Annotated in this window: 22 protein-coding genes and 1 riboswitch; of the genes, 11 read left to right on the top strand and 11 right to left on the bottom strand. The window is 68.9% G+C overall.

What is annotated here, in order from left to right:
* Positions 1 to 30: 30 nt before the first annotated feature.
* The 3 genes from ABZ463_RS29350 (at position 31) to ABZ463_RS29340 (ending at position 3441) form a co-directional block, all read left to right on the top strand.
* A complete protein-coding gene (locus ABZ463_RS29350) occupies positions 31 to 1011 on the top strand; it encodes an SAM-dependent methyltransferase (RefSeq protein WP_352014117.1) in 981 nt (326 codons plus the stop codon).
* A 65-nt stretch (positions 1012 to 1076) separates the two neighbouring features.
* Complete coding sequence (locus ABZ463_RS29345) at positions 1077 to 2084, top strand: NAD-dependent epimerase/dehydratase family protein (protein ID WP_362781021.1); 1008 nt, start codon at positions 1077 to 1079, stop codon at positions 2082 to 2084.
* Between the two features lie 277 nt (positions 2085 to 2361).
* Complete coding sequence (locus tag ABZ463_RS29340; RefSeq protein WP_362781018.1) at positions 2362 to 3441, top strand: acyltransferase; 1080 nt, start codon at positions 2362 to 2364, stop codon at positions 3439 to 3441.
* Positions 3442 to 3445: 4 nt separating this feature from the next.
* On the opposite strand, the gene ABZ463_RS29335 is transcribed toward ABZ463_RS29340, so the two are convergent.
* Both ABZ463_RS29335 and ABZ463_RS29330 read right to left on the bottom strand, forming a co-directional pair.
* Positions 3446 to 4642, bottom strand: a complete 1197-nt coding sequence (locus ABZ463_RS29335; protein ID WP_352014119.1) for a cytochrome P450 — start codon at positions 4640 to 4642, stop codon at positions 3446 to 3448.
* A gap of 9 nt (positions 4643 to 4651) precedes the next feature.
* Positions 4652 to 5386 (bottom strand): TerC family protein, encoded by a 735-nt coding sequence (locus ABZ463_RS29330; RefSeq protein ID WP_352014155.1) that lies wholly within the window; start codon positions 5384 to 5386, stop codon positions 4652 to 4654.
* 194 nt (positions 5387 to 5580) lie between these two features.
* Positions 5581 to 5696: riboswitch (SAM riboswitch) on the top strand.
* 93 nt (positions 5697 to 5789) lie between these two features.
* Between ABZ463_RS29330 and ABZ463_RS29325 the strand changes: the two genes are divergently transcribed.
* From ABZ463_RS29325 to ABZ463_RS29315, 3 genes are read left to right on the top strand one after another with little or no spacing between them, the layout of a single operon-like run.
* Positions 5790 to 7046 (top strand): aminotransferase class V-fold PLP-dependent enzyme, encoded by a 1257-nt coding sequence (locus ABZ463_RS29325; RefSeq protein ID WP_362781098.1) that lies wholly within the window; start codon positions 5790 to 5792, stop codon positions 7044 to 7046.
* Positions 7047 to 7064: 18 nt separating this feature from the next.
* A complete protein-coding gene (locus ABZ463_RS29320) occupies positions 7065 to 8249 on the top strand; it encodes an NADH-quinone oxidoreductase subunit D (RefSeq protein WP_352014120.1) in 1185 nt (394 codons plus the stop codon).
* Positions 8250 to 8271: 22 nt separating this feature from the next.
* Positions 8272 to 9390: an acyltransferase gene (locus tag ABZ463_RS29315; protein WP_352014121.1), complete on the top strand. Its 1119-nt coding sequence runs from the start codon at positions 8272 to 8274 to the stop codon at positions 9388 to 9390.
* 4 nt (positions 9391 to 9394) lie between these two features.
* Here the strand turns inward: ABZ463_RS29315 and ABZ463_RS29310 are convergent, their stop codons facing one another.
* Entirely contained in the window at positions 9395 to 9805 is a 411-nt protein-coding gene (locus tag ABZ463_RS29310; protein WP_362781014.1) for a DUF3592 domain-containing protein, read from the bottom strand.
* Between the two features lie 330 nt (positions 9806 to 10135).
* A complete protein-coding gene (locus ABZ463_RS29305; protein ID WP_362781011.1) occupies positions 10136 to 11677 on the bottom strand; it encodes an MDR family MFS transporter in 1542 nt (513 codons plus the stop codon).
* A 135-nt stretch (positions 11678 to 11812) separates the two neighbouring features.
* Here ABZ463_RS29305 and ABZ463_RS29300 point away from each other — a divergent pair, with 135 nt between their 5' ends.
* The 4 genes from ABZ463_RS29300 (at position 11813) to ABZ463_RS29285 (ending at position 15309) form a co-directional block, all read left to right on the top strand.
* Positions 11813 to 12397: a TetR family transcriptional regulator gene (locus ABZ463_RS29300; RefSeq protein ID WP_352014124.1), complete on the top strand. Its 585-nt coding sequence runs from the start codon at positions 11813 to 11815 to the stop codon at positions 12395 to 12397.
* 650 nt (positions 12398 to 13047) lie between these two features.
* A complete protein-coding gene (locus ABZ463_RS29295; protein ID WP_362781008.1) occupies positions 13048 to 14244 on the top strand; it encodes an MFS transporter in 1197 nt (398 codons plus the stop codon).
* A 148-nt stretch (positions 14245 to 14392) separates the two neighbouring features.
* A complete protein-coding gene (locus ABZ463_RS29290; protein ID WP_362781006.1) occupies positions 14393 to 14683 on the top strand; it encodes an antibiotic biosynthesis monooxygenase in 291 nt (96 codons plus the stop codon).
* Positions 14684 to 14835: 152 nt separating this feature from the next.
* The gene (locus tag ABZ463_RS29285) at positions 14836 to 15309 is read left to right on the top strand and encodes a diadenosine tetraphosphate hydrolase (protein ID WP_362781003.1); all 474 of its coding nucleotides are present in this window, start codon (positions 14836 to 14838) and stop codon (positions 15307 to 15309) included.
* On the opposite strand, the gene ABZ463_RS29280 is transcribed toward ABZ463_RS29285, so the two are convergent.
* A complete protein-coding gene (locus ABZ463_RS29280) occupies positions 15310 to 15744 on the bottom strand; it encodes an NUDIX domain-containing protein (RefSeq protein ID WP_362781001.1) in 435 nt (144 codons plus the stop codon). It abuts the gene before it with no gap.
* Between the two features lie 391 nt (positions 15745 to 16135).
* Between ABZ463_RS29280 and ABZ463_RS29275 the strand changes: the two genes are divergently transcribed.
* The gene (locus ABZ463_RS29275; RefSeq protein ID WP_362780997.1) at positions 16136 to 16921 is read left to right on the top strand and encodes a hypothetical protein; all 786 of its coding nucleotides are present in this window, start codon (positions 16136 to 16138) and stop codon (positions 16919 to 16921) included.
* Positions 16922 to 16994: 73 nt separating this feature from the next.
* Here the strand turns inward: ABZ463_RS29275 and ABZ463_RS29270 are convergent, their stop codons facing one another.
* From ABZ463_RS29270 to folP, 6 genes are all read right to left on the bottom strand, one after another.
* Entirely contained in the window at positions 16995 to 17624 is a 630-nt protein-coding gene (locus ABZ463_RS29270) for a hypothetical protein (RefSeq protein ID WP_362780994.1), read from the bottom strand.
* Positions 17625 to 17989: 365 nt separating this feature from the next.
* Positions 17990 to 18439 carry a DUF3180 domain-containing protein gene (locus ABZ463_RS29265; protein WP_352014131.1) on the bottom strand — a complete coding sequence of 150 codons (450 nt, stop codon included), beginning with the start codon at positions 18437 to 18439 and terminating at the stop codon, positions 17990 to 17992.
* Positions 18436 to 18933 carry a 2-amino-4-hydroxy-6-hydroxymethyldihydropteridine diphosphokinase gene (folK, locus tag ABZ463_RS29260; protein ID WP_362780990.1) on the bottom strand — a complete coding sequence of 166 codons (498 nt, stop codon included), beginning with the start codon at positions 18931 to 18933 and terminating at the stop codon, positions 18436 to 18438. Before folK ends, ABZ463_RS29265 begins: the two co-directional genes overlap by 4 nt.
* Positions 18930 to 19292, bottom strand: a complete 363-nt coding sequence (gene folB, locus ABZ463_RS29255; RefSeq protein WP_362780988.1) for a dihydroneopterin aldolase — start codon at positions 19290 to 19292, stop codon at positions 18930 to 18932. The genes folK and folB overlap by 4 nt, the downstream gene beginning before the upstream one ends.
* Entirely contained in the window at positions 19289 to 19726 is a 438-nt protein-coding gene (locus tag ABZ463_RS29250) for a nuclear transport factor 2 family protein (RefSeq protein WP_352014134.1), read from the bottom strand. Before ABZ463_RS29250 ends, folB begins: the two co-directional genes overlap by 4 nt.
* Positions 19723 to 20574, bottom strand: coding sequence for a dihydropteroate synthase (folP, locus tag ABZ463_RS29245; RefSeq protein WP_352014135.1), 852 nt, complete (start codon positions 20572 to 20574; stop codon positions 19723 to 19725). Before folP ends, ABZ463_RS29250 begins: the two co-directional genes overlap by 4 nt.
* Positions 20575 to 20793: the final 219 nt, after the last annotated feature.

Below are 20793 nucleotides of genomic sequence, written 5' to 3'. Positions count from 1 at the left end.
GAGGGGGGCGTCCCTGTAGCGTCGGGGATCGTGTGGCTCACCTGGCGCGCCGCGACACAGCGGGCGCTCTACGGCGAAAACGGCTTCTATCTGCGCGAACGACCTTCCGCCCACTTCCGGACCTCGGTCAGCGCCGCAGCCAGTGCCACAGTCGGCACCTCGGCCGTTCTGGCGGGGGCCGTACTGCGCGAACTGGCCGAACTGGCCGGGCCCGCCGGGATGATCGACCTGGTGGACGTCGGCGCGGGTGAGGGCGCCCTGGCGGCCGGGGTGCTGGCCCTGGCGCCGCAGGAACTCCGTTCCCGGCTACGGGTGACCTGCGTGGACGTCGCCCCCCGGCCCCCGGACCTGCCCGAGGAGATCGGCTGGGAACCGGTGGTGCCCGAGGGGGTCGAGGGGCTGGTGATCGCCAACGAGTGGCTCGACAACGTTCCCCTCGACGTGGTCGAACAGACGCCCGACGGCCCCCGGCTGGTCATGGTCGATCCCTCGGACGGCGCGGAGCGGCTCGGCGACGCCCCGGAGGAGGCCGACCTTGCCTGGCTCGACCGCTGGTGGCCGCTCGGCCCCGTCGGCGAGCGCGCCGAGATCGGCAGGCCCCGCGACGAGGCCTGGGCCTCGGTGATCGTACGGCTGGCGCGCGGCCGGGCCGTCGCCGTCGACTACGCGCACCGGCTGGGCGCCCGCCCGCCGTACGGCTCGCTCGCCGGTTACCGTGGCGGCGCGGCCGTGGCGCCGGTCCCCGACGGGTCGTGCGACATCACCGCGCACGTCGCGCTGGACGCCTGCGCGGCGGCGGGCGAGCGGGTCGGGGCGGTCACGACGACGTTGACCACCCAGCGGGAGGCCCTGCGCGCCCTGGGCGTCACCGGCGCCCGCCCGCCCCTCGACCTGGCGGGCTGGGACCCGGTGGGGTATCTGCGCGCCCTGTCACGGGCCTCCCTTGAGGCGGAGCTGATCGACCCCCACGGCCTCGGCGCCTTCGGCTGGCTGCGCCAGTCACGGCCCTGACCGTACGGATACGCCCGTGGTGAATTCGCTGGGGTGGCGGGGCCGGCGCGATGAGGATGGTCGGCATGAGGCTTCTTGTATTGGGTGGCACGCACTTCGTCGGCCGGGCCGTCGTTGAGGAGGCGGTGCGACGGGGCGACGAGGTCACCATCGTCAACCGGGGCAGAAATCCCCTCCCACCAGGGACGGCGGGGGCGGGCGTCGAGACGCTCGTCGCGGACAGGACCGACCGCGAGGCGCTGCGTGCGGCCCTTGACGGTCGTGAGTGGGACGCGGTCGTCGACACCTGGAGCAGGGCGCCGAAGGTCGTCGCCGAGGCGTGCGGGCTGCTGGACGGGCGGGTCGGCCACTACGGATACGTGTCCAGCAGGTCGGTCCACAGTTGGCCGATCCCACCGGGGGCCGATGAGAGCGCCCAGGTGGTCGAGAGCGACCCCGACTCCGAGGCTGCCGACGACTACGCGGAGGCCAAGCGCGGCGGCGAGATGGCCGTTCTGCGGGTCTTCGGCGAGCGCGCCCTGCTCGCCCGCGCCGGGCTGGTGATCGGCCCCTACGAGAACATCGGGCGGCTGCCCTGGTGGCTGCGCCGCGTCGAGCGGGGCGGCCGGGTGCTGGCGCCGGGCAGGCCGGGCCGTCCGCTGCAGTACATCGACGCCAGGGACATCGCGATCTGGATGCTCGGGGCGGCGCAACGGGGTGTCGGCGGCGCCTTCAACACGGTCAGCCACCCCGGGCACGCCACCATGGGCGAGCTGCTCGACGAGATCATCAGGGTGACCGGCTCCGACGCCGAGCTGGTCTGGACCCCCGCCGAGGTGATCGAGGAGGCGGGCATCGCCGCGTGGACCGAGCTGCCGGTCTGGCTGCCCGAGGGCGGCGAGGACGACGGCCTGCACGACGGGGACGTCTCGGCCGCCCACGAGGCGGGGCTCGTCTGCCGTCCGCTGCGGGAGACGGTCGCCGACACCTGGGAGTGGCTCAAGGTGGAGGGCGACCCGGCGCTCAGGGCCGACCGCCCCTCGGTCGGCCTCGACCCGGCCAAGGAGGCCAAGGTCCTCGACGGCCTGACCTGACACGCGGTTTCCCGGCGGCCGGGGCCGTACGGCGGGCGGCTCCCGGCCCTGGCGGTGTTTCCTCGGCGGCCGGAGGCCGGTCGTCGCAGGCCCGAAACAAATGATCGGGCCTGAAACACAACTCCATGAGCTTCGGAAACAAGCGGTCACCCCTGTTCCCGGAAAACGGGGATCGTGGAGGTCGCGGCTGTTCGCTATTGTCTGGATCGTTCTACTTGGTGTGATCCCGCCATGCCGGTCCACGGCGTCGGCCGACAGCGACCGTGACGAGGTTCGCGTGAAAGAGACCATGGCTCCTCCCGCGGCCAGGGAAAAAGCCCCCCGCCTCCCCTCCCTGACGGGTTTGAGGTGGTTCGCGGCATTTGCTGTTTTCGGTTTTCATCTGTTCACCGGCGGCATAACGGATGACCCCGGAACACAGCGCTTTCTCGGGGCGGTCTTCTCCGCGGGCTCCTCCGGGGTGCCGTTCTTCTTCGTGCTGTCCGGCATGGTGCTGACCTGGTCGTCCAGGCCGGGAGACCGGGCGTGGGCGTTCTGGCGGCGACGGGCCGCCAGGATCGTCCCGAGTCACATGGTCACCTGGATCGCCGTCCTGGCCCTGTTGACCGTGGCGGGACGCGTCGTGGCGCCGGGACCGGCCATGAGCGGATTTTTCCTCCTTCAGGCCTGGGTACCGGACGAAACCTATTACTTCGGCGGCAACACCCCTTCCTGGTCACTCTCCTGCGAAATGGCGTTTTATGCGGTTTTCCCGCTTCTGCTGCCGCTTCTTCGACGTATTCCAGGAAACCGGCTCCTGCTGACCTCGGCGGGGTTGTGGGCCGGAACATGGGTGGTCCCGTTTGTCAGCTTCTCGATGCCGGAAAGCATCGGTTACTGGTTCGTCTGGATCTTCCCGGTGACCAGGGCACTGGAGTTCGCACTCGGCATGACCGTGGCGCTGATGGTCAAGGAAGGCCGCTGGCGGGGACCCGGCCTGCCCGTGGCCGTCGTCCTGGTCCTGGTCGCCTACGCGACCGTCCCGCTGGTCTGGCAGCGCGCGGGCTGGGTGGCGTGGATGGCGGGACCGTTCGCCGTGCTGATCGCCGCCGCCGCGACGGCCGACGTGCGCGAGAAGCGTTCGCCGCTGCGCCTGCCCGTCCTGGTCTGGCTCGGGGAGATCTCCTTTGCCTTCTACCTGGTGCACCAGCCGACGATCAGCCTGGTCAACCGGGTGCTCGGGCGCACCCCGGCGCACGCGCTCCTGGTGACGCTGACGGCGCTGCCGCTGGCCGTACTGCTGGCCTGGGCGCTGCACCGCCTCGTCGAGCGGCCCGCCGAGCGCCTGCTGTCAGGCGGGCGCCCGGGGGCCGCGTGAGACCTCAGACCCGTGCCTCCAGAGCCGTCAGGCCCCGGATGACGTAGCCGGGGTTCCAGGTGGGCTCGGTGGCGAGTTCCATCCGGGGAGCCAGGCGCAGCAGGGCGCCGAACGACTCGGCCAGCTCGATCCTGGCCAGCGGGGCGCCCAGACAGAAGTGGATGCCCGCGCCGAAGGAGATGTGCGGGTTCTCCGTACGGCCGAGGTCGAGGCGGTCGGGGTCGGCGAACACCTCGGGGTCCCGGTTGGCCGATCCGAACAGCAGCGCCACCTCCGCGCCACGTGGGATGTCCACCCCGCCGACCGAGATGTCCTCAAGGACCCAGCGCTCGAACATCTGCAGCGGGGTGTCCCAGCGCATCAGCTCCTCGATCGCCGTGGGCAGCAGGCCGTGGTCGGCGCGCAGCCGTTCCAGCTCGGCCGGGTTGCGGAACAGCGACCACCAGCCGATTCCGGTGACGTTGACGGTCGCCTCGTGACCCGCGTTGAGCAGCAGCACGCAGGTGCCGACCAGCTCCTCCTCGGTCAGGGTGTCACCGCCGTCGGCGACCAGGGCCAGGGCGCTGATCAGGTCGTCGCCGGGGTTCGCCCGGCGGGCGCGGGCCAGCTCCGACAGGTAGCCGGAGAACTCCTCCGCCGCCCGTACGGCGGTGCGCTGCGTCTCGGGCGACGGGTTGAGCTCGTACATCCCGCAGATGTCGGCCGACCAGGGCCGCAGCAGGTGCCGGTCCGCCTCGGGGACGCCGAGCATCTCAGCGATCACGGTCACCGGGAGCGGTTCGGCGACCTCCGCGATGAGGTCGCCGCCGCCACGTGCCACGAAGTCCTCGACCAGCCCCGTGGCGATCGAGGCGACCTTGGGCCGCAGCGCCTCGACCATCCGCGGGGTGAACGCCCGGGAGACCAGGCGGCGCAGGCGGGTGTGGACGGGCGGCTCGACGTCGAGCATCCCGGCCCTGACCACCCGCCAGAACGGGTCGAGGAAGGGCGGCTCCTCCGGTCTGCCGAACTCGGCGTGCGTGGCCACGTGCAGGTAGGACCGGCCGAGTCTCCGGTCGCGCAGCAACGCGTTGACGTCGGCGTGCCGGGCGACCAGCCACTGGCCGGTCGGCTCGAAGAAGGTGACCGGCCGCTGTCTCAGCTCGGCGTAGGCGTCATAGGGGTAGGCGACGAATTCCGGACTCCATGGGTCAAAACGCACAAACCCATGCTAGGGCTCCGGAGTCTTCTCGACGGCCCGGGAACGACGGCGGGCCCGGATGTTGAGCAGCTCGACCACCAGCGAGAACGCCATCGCGAAGTAGATGTAGCCCTTGGAGATGTGCTGTCCGAAACCCTCCGCGAGCAGCACGACGCCGATCAGCACCAGGAACGACAGCGCCAGCATCTTGATCGTCGGGTGCTTGTCCACGAAACGGCTGATCGGCCCCGAGGCGAAGAGCATCACCACGACCGCGACGATGACCGCGATGACCATGATGGCCAGCTCGTCGACCATGCCGACCGCGGTGATCACCGAGTCGAGGGAGAAGACGATGTCCAGCACCATGATCTGCAGGATCACCATGCCGAAGGAGGCCGCCGCCTTCCGGCCGCCGGAGTGGTCCTCGCCGTTCTCGGTGTGGCCGTGGATCTCGTGAACGCTCTTGACCAGCAGGAACAGCCCGCCGAGGATCAGGATCAGGTCGCGTCCTGATATCTCGTGCCCGAAGATCTCAAAGAGCGGGGCGGTGAGCCGTACCACCCAGGACAGGGCGAGCAGCAACGCCAGGCGGCTGACCAGGGCGGCGAGCAGGCCCAGTCTGCGGGCGTTGTCACGCTGTTCCGGCGGGAGTTTCCCCGCCAGGATCGAGATGAAGATGATGTTGTCGATGCCCAGCACGATCTCCAGAGCGATCAGCGTGAGCAGACCTATCCAGCTCGCCGGGTCGGCCACCCAGTCCATCGGGTCCTCCAGTTTCGGTGGGGAGAGCGCCGCCCGCGCGCGGCGCGTGACCTGACGGGCGTTCACGGTCACAGCTCCAGACGATCGGACAGAACCGGAAGTTCCTCAGGATCACCGCCGAAACTCCAGCCCTCCGGACCCCTTCCCGCAGACTTGCCAAGCACCGCCTCTGTGTGGGTATAGTCCGGTTCGTAGGTCATGAGTGCCAGCGACAAGCCCCGGCTAGCTGGCCGGCAACCCTCGCGTCCGCGGCGGGGTGCCCCGGGTGAGGACCTGGTCCGGCACGAGGTGTGCCGGGCAAGCGCGGGCTCCAGCACCAAGGCCATGGCTTGGGGTCCGATGACCTCCAAGGAGCTTTGGCGTGTCCACACTGACGATCTTCACCTCCGCCGCCGCCGAGACCGTGACCGTCCCGGCGACCCGTGTCCCCGACGACCGGCCGATCCCCGCGGTCCTCGGCGCCGACCTTGAGGTGCCCGTCAAGGGCGGCAGGCTGGTGCCGTACGCCAACCTCGACTACGCCGCCAGCGCCCCCTGTCTTGAGCCGGTGAGCGCCGCCGTCGCCGCCGCGCTCCCGGCCTACTCCAGCGTCCACCGCGGCGCCGGATACGCCTCCCAGCTGACCACCGCCCGCTACGAGCAGGCCAGGCACACCGTGCGGGCCTTCGTCGGGGCCCGCCCCGACGACGCGGTGATCTTCACGAGGAACACCACCGACGCCACCAACCTGCTGGCCCGCAGCCTGCCCGCCGGGACCACCGTGGTGGTCTTCGAGACCGAGCACCACGCCTCGCTCCTGCCCTGGGCCGACGTCGTACGGCTGCCCGCCCCGGCCTTCCCCGGTGAGGCCGTCCGCGCCGCCGACGACGCGCTGGCCGCGATCGACGGCCCCAAGCTGCTGGTCGTCACCGCCGCCTCCAACGTGACCGGCGAGCTGTGGCCGATCGCCGCGCTGGCCCACATCGCCCACCGCCACGGCGCCCGCGTCCTGGTCGACGCCGCCCAGCTCGTCCCGCACCGCCGCCTCAACCTGACCGCGCTCGACCTGGACTACGTGGTCTTCTCCGGTCACAAGCTCTACGCCCCGTTCGGCACCGGCGCGCTGATCGGCCGCTCCGACTGGCTCTCGGTCGCCGAGCCGTACCTCCGGGGCGGCGGGGCCGTCAGGGCCGTCGAGGACGAGACGACCGACTGGCACGACGACCCCGAGGCCCGTCACGAGGCGGGCACGCCGAACGTGCTGGGCGCCATCGCGCTGGCCGCCGCCTGCGACGCGCTGAGCGCGACCGGCTGGGACGTGCTGGTGCGCGAGGAGGAGCGTCTGCTGGCCCGCCTGCGCACCGGTCTGGCCGGGATCGAGGGTGTGCACGAGCTGTCCCTGTGGGGCCCCGACCACGCCCGCGTCGGCATCGTCTCCTTCGTCGTGGACGGCTTCACCGCCCGTGAGGTGGCCGAGACGCTGTCCGGCGAGTACGGCATCGGCGTGCGGGACGGCAAGTTCTGCGCCCACCCCTTCGTCAGGCACCTGCTCGGCGCCAAGGACGGCGGCTGCGACGACGTCACCGCCTCCGCGGTGCGCGCCTCCATCGGCGTCGGCAGCACCACCGAGCACGTCGACCGTCTCGTCGAGGCCCTGCGGGATCTCGTCACGCGCCGCTGACGTGACAGCATGGGGCCTATGACTGAGCCCCGGGAAGTGAACGTGGGGATCGGGGCCGGAGCCGACGCCGTCGCGGGAGCGGCGGCGGCCGGCAAGGAGCTGGCCACCGAGGACATGGTCCTGAACATCGGCCCGCAGCACCCCTCGACCCACGGCGTGCTACGCCTGCGCCTGACGCTGGACGGCGAACGGATCAGCGCCGCCGAGCCGATCGTCGGCTACATGCACCGGGGCGCGGAGAAGCTGTTCGAGGTCAGGGACTACCGGCAGATCATCGTGCTGGCCAACCGGCACGACTGGCTGTCGGCGTTCGCCAACGAGCTGGGCGTCGTGCTCGCGGTCGAGCGGATGCTCGGCATGGAGGTCCCCGTCAGGGCCGTGTGGGCGCGCACCCTGATGGCCGAGCTGAACCGGGTGCTCAGCCACCTGATGTTCCTCGGCTCCTACCCCCTCGAACTGGGCGCGATCACCCCCGTCTTCTACGCCTTCCGCGAGCGCGAGACCCTCCAGGCCGTGATGGAGGAGATCTCCGGCGGCCGGATGCACTACATGTTCAACCGGGTCGGCGGCCTCAAGGAGGACCTGCCGTACGGCTGGCTCGACCGGGTGACCCTGGCCGTCGCCGACGTACGGCGCCGCCTGCCCGACATCGAGGCCCTGATCAGCGGGAACGAGATCTTCCTGGCCCGCACGGTCGGCGTCGGGGTGCTCGACCGCGAGACGATCATGCAGTACGGCGTCAGCGGCCCCATCGCCCGTGCCTCCGGCGTCGGCCTCGACCTGCGCAGGGACGACCCCTACCTCGCCTACGGCGAACTGCCGGTCAAGGTCGTGACCCGTTCCGCGGGAGACTGCAACGCCCGCTTCGAGGTGCTGCTCGAACAGGTCCGCGTCTCCCTCGACCTGGCCGACGTCTGTGTGGAGCGGCTGCGGTCCCTGCCGAGGGGGCCGATCAACCAGCGTCTGCCCAAGGTGCTGAAGGTCCCCGAGGGCCATGTCTACGCCTGGACGGAGAATCCACTCGGCATCAACGGCTACTATCTGGTCTCTCGTGGCGAGAAGACCCCCTGGCGGCTGAAGCTCCGGTCCGCCTCCTACAACAACGTCCAGGTGCTGAGAGAGATGTTGCCTGGACATCTGGTTTCCGACATGGTGGCCATCCTGGGGTCGATGTTCTTCGTGGTCGGTGACATCGACAAGTGACCCGGAGCGCGGAAGGGGGGACATGAGCGAGCGCGTGGACGCCGCTTCCCGCATCGGAGGCCCGAAGCGGGACAAGTACATCGACTGGCTCCGCGCGGTCAGCCTGATCGTCGTCGTGGTCTGGCACTGGGCGTTCACGATCCTGCAGTGGGGGCCGGCCGGCCCCTCCCCGACCAGCCCGCTCGGTTTCACCTCGGGGTTGTGGATCCTCACCTGGCTCTTCCAGGTGCTGCCGCTCTTCTTCTACGTGGGCGGATACGTCCACCTGATGTCGTGGAACCGCGCCTGTGAACGCGGGGTCGGCATCGGCGCCTTCGTGTGGCGGCGCATCCGGGCCCTGGCGATCCCGGCGCTGGCGCTGTCCTTCGCGTGGCTCGCCTTCGGCGGGGTCATCTGGTTGATCTTCGACGTGCCGTGGATCGGCCGGGCCGTGCTCCTGGTGCTGAGCCCGCTGTGGTTCATCGGCGTCTACCTGATGCTGGTCGCCCTGCTGCCCGTGATGCTGTGGCTGCACCGGCGCTTCGACGTACTGGTGCTCATCTGGCTCGGCGGCGCGGCGCTGGTGGTCGACGTGCTGCGGCTGCGGTACGGCCTTGAGGCCATCGGCTGGCTCAACATGGTGATCGTGTGGGGTCTGGCCCACCAGGCGGGCTTCTTCTACGACCGGATGGTCGCGATGCCCCGCAGACTGGACGTCGCGACCCTGTGGACCGGGCTGTTCGCCCTGGTCGGCCTGGTCTACTCGGGCATCTACCCGGGGTCGATGGTCGGGGTTCCCGGCGACAAGCTGTCGAACATGGCTCCGCCGACCTTCGTCATCGTGGCCCTGCTGATCTTCCAGATCGGCCTGGTCGAGGTGCTGCGGCCCGCGATGGAACGGCTGCTCGAACGGCCTCGCTGGGGGTGGGTCAACACCACGATCAACCGGTTCGCGCTGCAGCTGTTCCTGTTCCACACCACCGGCATGGCGATCCTGAACGGGGTGTTCTGGGGGCTGACCGGCTCACCGCCCGGCAGTCAGATCCCGCCGACGCTGATCTGGTGGCTGGAGCGGCCCCTGGCGATCGCCGGGCCGCTGCTGTGCACGATCCCGTTCCTGTTGATCTTCGGCCGCAGGAACTCGGCGACCGCCACCCGGTGACGGGTCAGCTTTTCGCGAGCCCGGGCCGACGTCGCTTCTTCCACAGCCGGCGAAGGCCCGCGAAAACCGCGTAGAGGGTCATGACGAAAAACGCGCCGAGCAGCAGCAGGTCGAAAACGAGCCTGAACTCCCTGTTGACCACACTCGGATCGTCTGCGTCATAGACGATCGAGACCTTCTCACCCTCGGCGTAACTCCCCCGGATCTCGGCGAAACGCCGGACGTCCTTCACAAAGAAGTTGACCTTGGTGAGTTGGTAGCTCTCCCCTGCCTTCACGGTTCTGGTGGACATCGCCGTCGCGGTGGTCCGACCGCCGTGAAGATACATGTCGAGGTTCGACGCGCCCACCCGCACCCCCAGGATGGTCGTGAAAGCCCATCCGACGCACAGCAGGACGCAGGCGATCACGTACACCCCGTTGACGGACCCGTCGTCCACCGGCTCCTCGTCCTCGCCCGGTCCGAGGTCCCAACGTAATCGTCTGGCCATCGACCTTGCCTCCCACATCGAACGACGGCGGGTGGAGACAGTTCACGTACGACGCGCTCGCAAGGGGCGATTTTCCGCCAGAACGAACATCAGTATGTGACCACGATAAAACGACACGCAATGATTCCGAGTGCCGAGAAGAAATGTTCATCGCCCGTCGGCGTCGTGTATTCCACGCGTTAATTCGGACCGTGTCCGAAACCGTTTTCACGCGAAAGCCCGGCGAACTCGTTCGTCCGCCGGGCTCCCACGCGTTCAGCCGACCGTGGCGGCCTTCTCCCCCGTCTTCACGTCCGTGGGCAGGTCCACACTGTCCCGCAGCCTGATGGGCTTGAGGAACAGCGCGGCGACCACGCCGACCATGGCCACGGCGGCCGAGATGAGGAAGATGTGCCCGGTGGCGTCGCCGTACGCGGCCCGCACGACCTCCTTGATCGGCTCGGGCAGGGCCTGGATGTTGAGGGTGCTGCGCCCACCCCCGGCACCCGAGGCCCCGATCCCGGCCTTGGCCAGGCCCTCGGCGATGCCGGTCGCGACCTGGTTGGCCAGGACGGCGCCGAGGACCGAGACACCGATGGTGCCGCCGAGGGAACGGAAGAAGGTGACCGCACCGCTGGCCGCGCCGAGTTCGCTCAGCGGGACGGTGTTCTGGATGGCCAGCACGAGGTTCTGCATCGACATGCCGACCCCGGCGCCGACCAGCACCATGGCCCCGGCGATGAGCAGCAGCGAGGTCTGGTGGTCCATCGTGGACAGCACGAGGAACCCGCCCGTGAGCACGATCGCGCCGGTCACGATGTACGGCTTCACCCGGCCGCTCCTGGAGATCATGCGCCCGGAGACGGTCGAGGAGACCAGCACGCCGAGCATCATGGGGATCGTGAGCAGACCCGCCTCGGTGGGGCTGTAGCCACGGCCGATCTGGAAGTACTGGCCGAGGAAGACCGAGCCGCCGAACATGGCCATGCCGACCGCGAGGCTGGCCAGGATGGCCAGGGCCGGGGTACGGCGGCGGATGATCCGCAGCGGGACGACCGGTTCGGCGACCCGCGACTCGACCCAGGTGGCCAGCACCAGGAGCAGCGCACCGCCCCCGGCCATGGCCGCGGTCTGCCAGGACAGCCACTCGAAGGAGTTTCCGACGAAGGTGACCCAGATGAGCAGGACACTGACCCCGGCGGCGATCAGTGTGGCGCCCACATAGTCGATCCTGACGTCCGTACGGCGCACGGTGACCACCCGCAGCGTCTTGTGCAGCAGCGCGAAGGCGACCACGGTGAACGGCACCGCCACGAAGAAGCACCAGCGCCAGCCGAGCCAGGAGGTGTCGGCGATCAGGCCGCCGAGCAGCGGTCCGGCGACGGTCGCGACGGCCATGACACCGCCGAGGTAGCCGTTGTAGCGTCCACGCTCCTTGGGGCTGATCATCGCGGCGATGATGACCTGCACCAGGACCTGCAGGGCACCCATGCCCAGGCCCTGGACGGCGCGGAAGGCGATGAGCTGGGCGGTGTTCTGCGCGAAACCGCAGGCCAGCGAGCTGACCATGAAGATGACGATGGAGACCTGCAACAGCAGCTTCTTGCTGAACAGGTCGGCGAGCTTGCCCCAGATCGGTGTCGAGGCCGTCGAGGCGAGCAGCGAGGCGGTGACCACCCACGTGTACTGCGACTGGGTGCCGTTGAGCGCGCCGATGATCTGCGGAAGCGCCACGGACACGATCGTGCTGCTGATCATCGCCACGAACAGGACGAGCAGCAGACCGCTCAACGCCTCCAGGATCTGACGATGGCTCATGCGAGCGGTCTCTGTGTGGGCGCCCACGCACACACCTCCAAAGCGGTGGAAACAGGATGACCGTGACACCTTACATGCCCATTGGGAAAGTTTGCGCACTGGGCATCTTTTCCCGGAGGGTGAGATACTGGCGCCATGGAGAGCACAGCGGGACTGCGCGAACGCAAGAAGGCCGAGACCAGGCAGGCCGTCCACGAGGCCGCGCTCCGGCTGTGCGCAGAACACGGCCTGGACAACGTCACCGTCGAGGCCATCGCCGACGCCGCCAACATCTCCCGGCGGACCTTCTCCAACTACTTCGCCGGCAAGGAGGACGCCCTCCTGTACGGCGACGAGCGGCGCATCAGGCTGCTCGTCGAACGGATCCGCTCCCGGCCCCCCGAGGAGCCCGCCTGGCAGGCGCTGCGCGGAGCCGTACGGGACCTCTACGGCGAACTCGGCGACCCCGACGTCGCCTGGGCGGTGCGCGCCCGGCTCGCCAAACAGCACCCGTCCCTGCTGGCCAGGCAGTTGGCCAACCACGCCGCCCTGGAACGTGACCTGGTCCAGGCCATCACCGACCGCGACGGCTCGACCGACACCGTACGGCCCCGCGTCCTGGCGGCCGGGTTCCTCGTCGCCCTGCGCATCGCCACCCACCTGTGGACCGACGAACAGGAACCCCGCCCCCTCCAGGAGGTCATGGAACAGGTTCTGGACCAGATGTCGGCGCCTTTCTAAGCAGTGTCTCTTTTGCGACGCCTTCGGCGTCGCGGGCTTGGGCGCCTTCGAGTCGGTGTCTTCCCTCGTCACTCCGTCGCTTCGCTCCTGCGTTCCTCAGTCCAGACACCGACGCGCCCAAGCCGACACTCCTCACACTTGGCGCCGGGAAAGCACAAGGCGTACCTCTTTGCTCCGCCTGGCGGCGTCGCGGGCTTGGGCGCCCCGCGTCGGCGCTTTCCCTCGTCACTCCGTCGCTTCGCTCCTGCGTTCCTCAGTCCAAGCACCGACGCGCCCAAGCCGACACTCCTCACACTTGGGGCCGGTAACCCCAACCCCTTCACCGACGATGAGGTCGGGCCGACTTCTTCGGATGACGCGGTCTTCGGTCCTCAGGCGTCCAAGCCGACGCTCTTCACGCCTGGGGCCGATAACCTCAACCGGTTCGGGCCGGCTTTCCTCGGATGGCGCGGGCTTCGGTGCTGATCGCCCTTGGTTGGTCAACGGCTGCTGGAGACCTCACCCGCTCAGCGACCACGACACCGGACGTCGAAACAGGACCTGACCCCCACTCCCTAGACCGTCACCCCGCCCCGAATCCGTGATCCGGCTTCGGACCGGAAGGCCCGTTCCTACGTAGGATCGAAGATCCATATGAAACGGGAGGGCCTTTGCCGGCGCCGTACCGTTCGATCCTGGCCCTGCCCGGAGCGCTCGCCTTCTGCGGGGCGGGGCTGCTGGCCAGGATGCCGGCCTCGATGATGGGGCTGAGCCTGCTCCTGCTGCTGTCCGCCGAGCGGGGGTCGTACACGCTGGCCGGGCAGGTCACCGCCGCCTACGTCTTCCTCGCCGCCGTCGTCAGCCCCTTCCAGGCGCGGCTGGTCGACCGGCTCGGGCAGCGGGCCGTACTGCTGTCGCTCACCCTGGTCAACCTGGTCGCCAAGGGCGCGATGGTGCTCTCGATCACCTCGGATCTGCCCTCTCCGTTCCCGCAACTGTGCGCGGCGGCGGGCGGCGCCACCTCCCCGCTGGTCGGCGCCTACGCGCGGGCCAGGTGGAGCGCGTTGCTCAGGGACCGGCCCGAGCTTCGTGCCGCCTACGCCCTGGAGTCGCTGGTCGAGGATCTCTGCGCGGTCGTCGGCCCGCCACTGGCCGCCCTCCTGGCCGACGCCTTCTCCCCGCTGGCCGGGCTCGTCCTGGCGATCGGCTGCGGCTTCGCCGGGACGGTGCTGTTCGCGGCGCAACGCCGTACGGAACCACCGCGCAGGCCCCCGGGTCAGAGGACTCGCGAGCCGCTGGGTGTGGTGCGGCTCGGCCCGGTCTGCCTCACCACGGCCGGGCTCGGTCTCCTCTCCGGGAGCGTCAACTTCACGGTCGTCGCGTTCTGCTCGGAACAGGGCGTGCGCGGGCTGAGCGGCCTGGTGCTCGGGGCCGTCGCGGGCGCCTCGGTCCTGGCCGCGCTGTTCGTCGGCGCCGTAGGTCTCCCGCCCCGCCGCCTCGTACGGCTCGCCGCCCTGGCGACGGCCGCCCTCAGCGCCACCCTGCCCCTCGCGGCGGCCGTCCCCTCGGGGGCGGTCGTCCTGGTCGGCGTGGCCGTGACGCTGCTGGCGTTCGCCGCCGCGCCCGCCACGATCGCGAGTTTCACCCTGGTCGAACAGCTCGTGCCCGCCTCACGGCTCTCCGAGGGGATCGCCTGGACCACCTCGTTCCTCCTGGGCGGCTACGCCCTCGGCGGCGCGCTCACGGCCATGGTGATCGACAACTTCCACGCCGGTTTCCTCGTCCCTCCCGCGGTGGCCCTGGCGACGGCCTGTTGCGCCTTCCTGATCCCGCGAACCCCTTCGGCCTCTCTTCAGCCGACTCGCTGAAGCCCGGTCACCCCGCCGGAGGGAGCACCTGGACCCGGCGTGTGGTCACCTCGCCGCCGAAATTTAGTCAATGATTTTGACTATCAATGATCCTTACTATATCGTGATCGTCATCACCGGACGTGCTTCACCAGGGGAGAAGACGACAATGACGATCACCGTGGAACTCACCCGCTTCCGCGTCGCCGCCGACCGCGCCCAGGCGCTGCTCGACGCGCGACCCGCGATGCTGACCGACTTCGCCGCCGACCGCGCCGGATTCCTCGGCGCCAGGCTGATCCGCCTGCCCGACGACGAGTGGCTGGACATCGTGGACTGGCGCTCCCCCGAGGACTTCGCGGCCTCACGTGCCAAGGGCGCGAACCTGCCGGGAATCGCCGCCTTCTTCGCGGCGATCGACGAACTGGTCAGCATGGAGGAGGGCCGCCAGGAGACATGACTTCTCGGCGCCGGTGCCCGTACAGGATGGCAGGCCGCACCATGCCATGGCCGACGCACTCGTTGGCTTCGGGAAAGCCCCCAGATATCCCGGACCAACGCGATTCGAGGCGTTCGGGAAACGCATGATCGTGACCGCATAGGGTCCGGGGCATGGCTGAGAACTGGCAGACGGACAGGATCGGAAGCGCGTTGCGGGACGAGAACCCCACCGTGCTGCGGCGGCTGGACGCCGGATTCGCAGTGATCGGGGATGTTCAGTTCCTGCCGGGATACTCGGTGCTCCTGGCGGACGACCCAACCGTGGAGAGGTTGTCGGACCTGCCGAAAGGCAGACGGCAGGCTTTCCTGTCCGACATGGATGACCTGGGGGAGGCCGTCGAGCGGGCCTGCCGACGTCTCGACCCAGCCTTTCGCCGGGTCAACCTGGAGATCCTTGGCAATACCGACGCCTTCCTGCACGCTCATGTATGGCCAAGGTTCGACTGGGAGCCGGCCGACCTTGTGAGCAAACCCGTCTGGCTCTACCCCCACGGCAACTGGCACGACAACCGCTTCGCCCTCGGCCCGCAACACGATGCCCTGCGAGAAACGATCAGCGAAGAACTCGACCGACTACGCCTCTAGTCAGTCGAAGAGCGCCCCGATCAGGGCGCCCTGGCCGGACTGGAGGACGTGGGCGTCTTCCAGTGGAATCCAGAAGCACTCGAAATCGGTGGGCTCCCGCTCGCCGTCGTGAAGCTCCTGGCCGGCCCACCGCTCCGGTGTGGGCTCGGCGAGCTCCAGCTGGAAGACGTGGCGGTGTTGGATCTCGAACCGGTAGGGGCTGATGTCGTAGACGACCTCGCCCAGCTTCCTGACGATCCCGAACCCGGTGAAGCCCGTCTCCTCCCGCGCCTCGCGAAGCGCGGCCTCCTCCGGAGCCTCCCCCGGCCTGACGCTTCCTGCGGGAACCTGAATTCCGACCTCCTCATAGCTGCAGCCGATGTGCCGGAAGACCAGCAACCGCCCGTCACGAACGACGTAGCACAGGACCTTGTCCTTCACGACCTTGTCCGTCACCGATTTCCCCTCCATTAATGAGGACCATTGGGGACGTCCAGATTAAGGACACCGGCAAAAAGAACTTGAACACCCCGACGCCAAACATGAAGAGTTCCAACCGAACGCCCCGGCCCCATGTGTGAGAAGTGTCGGCTTGGGCGCGTCGGTGTCTGGACTGAGGAGTGAGGGAGCGCAGCGGACGAACGACGAGGGAAAGCACCGACCCGAGGCGCCCAAGCCCGCGACGCCGAAGGCGGAGCAAAGAGACGCAACACAGAGAGACACAGGAACAAAGCGGATGAGGGACAAAGGAAAGTACTTACGCAGGGTGAAACCCATCGACGCCACCGGGCATTACGGCTACGTAGAGGCACACCCCGAACCCCGGCCTGGGCTCGCGCCCAAGCCCGTGAGGCCTCCTGTCGTCGCCAACAGGCAGGACGAGCCCTTCACCCTTGGTGAGCTGACCCTGTGCACCGACGTACGGCCCGCCGACTGGGCCGTCTCCGCCACGCTCCCCTTCGACTGGAACATCGTGGCGTGCATGCTGCCGCCGGTCTTCGGGGCCTACGCCCGGCTGTTCCATCCGCCGCGCATAACCGTGGGTGACGTCGAGCAGGAGACCTCCTGGAGGGAGGTGGCCCTCGCCAACGGGCGCGTCCCTCATCCCGGGATGCAGTGGCCGTACATCACCGGTGCATGGAGCTTCTTCAACGACGAGCAGCCGGGCATCTGGAGCTATCCGCCCGAGGAGGGAACACTGCCGCTGCGGCAGGTCGCCCGGCTGGTCCACCTGCTCGCCCCGCACACCACCACCCCCGAGCGGTGCTGGTTCGCCGTCTGGGATGGCTTCGGCGACCTCAACCTCCCCGTGGATGACGAGGAGATCCCCAGAGTCGAGATGCCCGCGCGGTCGATGCTCCTTCTGGAAGGGCCACTGGGGGCGGCGACCACCTCGCTCTCCGACATCCCATGGTCGGGTCGGTACGCCAGCCTGTGGTGGCCGCAGGACCGGGCCTGGTGCGTCGCCACCGACGTTGACCTGATGACCACCTACATCGGCGGCAGTCCGGAGTGCGTCGCGGCCCTGCTGGCCGACGAGGAACTGGAGATCATGGAAATCCCCGTCGACCAACGCCTGTCCTGGGGCAGCGACACCGTCAACCCGCCTCCCACCGGCAAGAGCCCCTGGTGAGACAACACACGGCCGCCGCATGGCGAGACGCCCAGCCGGACGTCCGGCTTGGATCAGCGATCTTGGACGACGGCTACGAGCCCTGCCCGTCCGGCGTTTCGGGAAGCCGGCCGACCACCTTGCCCTCGGAGTCCAGCACCTTGATCATCGGGTTGTCGTCGACGTCGATCTCCAGCACGATCCTCGGGCGTCCTCGTGAGTCGCTGAGCACCAGGAAAGCCCCTTCTGGGGTGCTGTAGCCGAGCTGGACGCGGGGCGGCATGGCGGGCACCCGGTCGATCGGGAGCGCCGGATCGGGCATGTGCTTCATCTCCAGCATCGCCGCGCCGTGAACGCCCTCCCAGCGGGTGGCCAACGTGATCGCCTGCGCGTTGGTGTAGTCGAGCGAGATGCTGGCCCCGACAGAGGAGGAGACGATTCCTCCTTTCTCGTTGCCGTCGCCGTCATTGAAGATCAGGTAGGTGCCTTCTGGTCCCTGGCGCTGGTCGGCGGGATACGTCCTACCTCCGCTGATGATCGGGGGTTTACTCGAACTCGCCAGGAAACGCTGCCGGCCCCGGCGGTCCACCACCCGGAACGACTTCCTGGCCTGCTCCCCGGAGGTCTCCGCCTGGGCGGTTCCGCTGCCCGCCATCACGGTCGTGCCACCCACCAACAGCGCGGCCGCCGCTCCGATCGCAGCCCGCCGATCACACTGCTCCATCTCCCGTTTCCCTTCTCGCCGGAGGGCAACAGTGGATCATCCGGGCGCCGCCGTGTCCCTGCGGCCAGCATGAAGATCACGGGTAGGGACTACCCCCCTGCGCTTGCCCCTTTGCGCGCTACCAGGCGAAGCAAAGAGACATGCCTTGTGCTTTCCCGGCCCCAAGTGTGAGGAGTGTCGGCTTGGGCGCGTCGGTGTCTGGACTGAGGAGTGAGGGAGCGCAGCGGACGAACGACGAGGGAAGACACCGACCCGAAAGCGCCCAAGCCCGCGACGCCGCCAGGCGGAGCAAAGAAACACAACCCGCGACGCCGCCAGGCGTCGCAAAAGGACACAACCCGCGACGCCGCAGGCGGCGCAAAGAGTCACCGTTCCTCTTCGGAGTCCTTGGGTACCTTGCAGCAGTGTTCGAGGTAGAGGGCGGCGCCGATCAGGAGGACGCACGAGACGAACGAGCCGCCCGCGATCATGAAGTCCTGGCGGGGGATCTCCTGCTCAAGGAGTTCGGCGGTGTAGAGGGTGAATCCGGCGAACATGCCCCCGAAGACCGCCCCCGCGTACGCCGACGCCTTGGCCAGTGCCGCGAGGCGGGCGACCGCGAGCGGTTCGACGGGCTTGGTGTCCGGCTTCCGCTCGATCCTCGCCCGGGTCATCCACCCGCTGTAGGCCTCACCGATCGCCAGCAGCAACACCGTGGGGATCGCCGTCCACGGCACCCTCGGCAGGATCGAGTAGAACGGCCTCAGCAACGCCCACGACACGATGGCGCACACGACGAGAACACCGACGAGCACCCCGGGACGGCTCGGCCTCACTCCGGCCTCTGGAGGGTCAGGTCTGGGCGAAGCCGTACAGAGGTCTGATCCAGGTCGGCGAGCAACTCCGTGATCCCACGCCCGCCGAGTACGGCGTCCGAGTCAATCTGGGCCCAGGGGACCAGCACGAAGGCGCGCTCGTGCGCCCTGGGGTGCGGCAGCGTCAGCTCGGGGGTGTCGGAGGTCAGGTCGCCGACCGCGATCAGATCGACGTCCAGGGTGCGCGGGCCCCAGCGTTCGGCGCGGACCCTGCCGAAGACGTTCTCCACGTTCAGAGCACGTTCGAGGAGTGCCCTGGGTTCCAGGGTGCTGGAGGCGATGACCACCACGTTGAGGTACGGCCCCTGCTCGGGCCCCCCGACCGGGTCCGTCTCGTAGACCGGGGAGACCGCGACGAACTCCAGCTCCGAGGAGTCGAACAGCGAGTCGAGCGCGCCCTGCAGCGTGTCGAACCGGTCGCCCAGGTTACTGCCGAGGGCCAGCACGATCTTCATGATCTGCTCCTGATGATCGTCACGACCACGTCGTCGAACGGCAGCGGGATGGGTGCGGCGGGTTTGTGCACGCTCACCTCGGCCGACCGAACCGCCTCACGGGCCAGGCAGACGTCCGCCAGGCGCTGGGCCAGCGTCTCGATCAGGTTCACCGGCTCACCCTCGACGACCTTGACCAGGTCCTGGGCGAGCTCTCCGTAGTCGACGGTCTTGTCGAGGTCGTCGCCCTCGGCGGCCGGGGCGGTGTCGAGGAGGAGCGTGACGTCCACCACGAACTCCTGGCCGAGCTCCCGCTCGGCGGCCAGCACGCCGTGGCGCCCCCGCGCCCTCAGGCCCCTGACGCTGATCCGGTCCGTCACGCGGCTTCCTCCTCCTCGTCGTCGTCGGTTTGCAGAACGGGAGATCCGTGGTGCAGCCAGAGCCGCCATCCACCGGAGGTCCTGACGAAGGTGTTGCTCGCCACGACCTTTCCCGCCGCGAAGCTGGAATCACCCTCGTCGCCCGCGGTGAGGATGTTCTCCTCACAGGTGAGGATCGCCACGTCCCCGAGCACCATGACGCGGACGTCGGTCAGCACGAACTGGATGTAGGGCGTGTTGGCCATGATGAGCGCCCAGGAGCGCAGCACCTCCTGGCGGCCGTTGATGATCGGCCACCCCGGGTGCACGCAGCTCACCTGGTCACCTTCGAGGTCCTCGGCCCAGATCTCGGTCATGCGGTCGAGGTCGGCGTTCTCGATCGCGGTGTAGAACGCCTGGTTGACCGTCTCGACGGCGGTGGTGTCGACGCTCATGATCTCGCTCTCTGAACTGCTGCGGCCACGCGGACGGCGTCCGCGTTCGGGCGTACGTCGTGCACTCGAACGCACCAGGCCCCCGCCTGCGCGGCGAGGGCGGTCACGGCGATCGTGGCGTCGTCGCTCTGGCCGAAGGGTCGGGGGGTACCGTCCTGGTCGGCCAGCAGACGGCCGAGAAAACGCTTGCGTGATGCTCCGATGAGCAGGGGGTATCCCAGCTCGGCGAGGTGGTCGATGCCCGCGAGCACGGCCCAGTTGTGGTCGGAGTTCTTCGAGAAGCCGATCCCGGGGTCGAGCACGATCTGACTCTCCGCGACCCCTTCGGCGAGCACGGAGGCGACCCGCTTCGACAACTCCTCGCGAACCTCGGTCACAACATCACCGTAGATCGCCCGGCTGTCCATCGAGTGGCTGTGGCCGCGCCAGTGCATCACCACGTACGGCACGCCGGCGGCGGCCACCACTCTCGGCATCTCCGGGTCGGCCAGGCCGCCGCTGACGTCGTTGACGAGCTTCGCACCCGCGTTGACCGCCGCCTGCGCGACCTCGGCCCGCATGGTGTCGACACTGACGGTGACGCCTTCTCGGCTCAACGCCCTGATGACCGGTTCGACCCTGGCCAGCTCCTCGGCGAGCGAGACCCTGGCCGCACCGGGCCTGGTGGACTCGCCGCCGACATCGACGATGTCCGCACCCTGTTCGACCAGCTCAAGCCCATGCCGTACGGCCGTCGCCACGTCGAACCACTGTCCTCCGTCGGAGAAGGAATCAGGGGTGACGTTGACCACGCCCATCACCAGGCAGCGGCCCTCGCTGGGCAGCCCCGGCACACTCCACGTAGTCATGCGGACAAGCCTAGGCGTTGTCCGCCCTTCGCCCATATCGCGGGTCCGGCTTGTGTCATACCAAGGGATCCCGCCCGGTGTGCGACGGGTGGCACAAGGTGCGAAGTGTCCGGACTGGAGGGGCTGGAGCAGGCTGGACCTTGGCAAGTCTGGCGATATCAGCCCGAGCACGATCAGAGACTAGCCTTCCCTCCCCCGCCTCGTCCCCCTTTCCCGCAC

It is taken from the genome of Streptosporangium sp. NPDC020145, from assembly GCF_040631275.1.
Classification (GTDB): domain Bacteria; phylum Actinomycetota; class Actinomycetes; order Streptosporangiales; family Streptosporangiaceae; genus Streptosporangium.
Note: the sequence above shows the minus strand (reverse complement) of the source record. Positions and strands in the feature narration are given on the sequence as shown.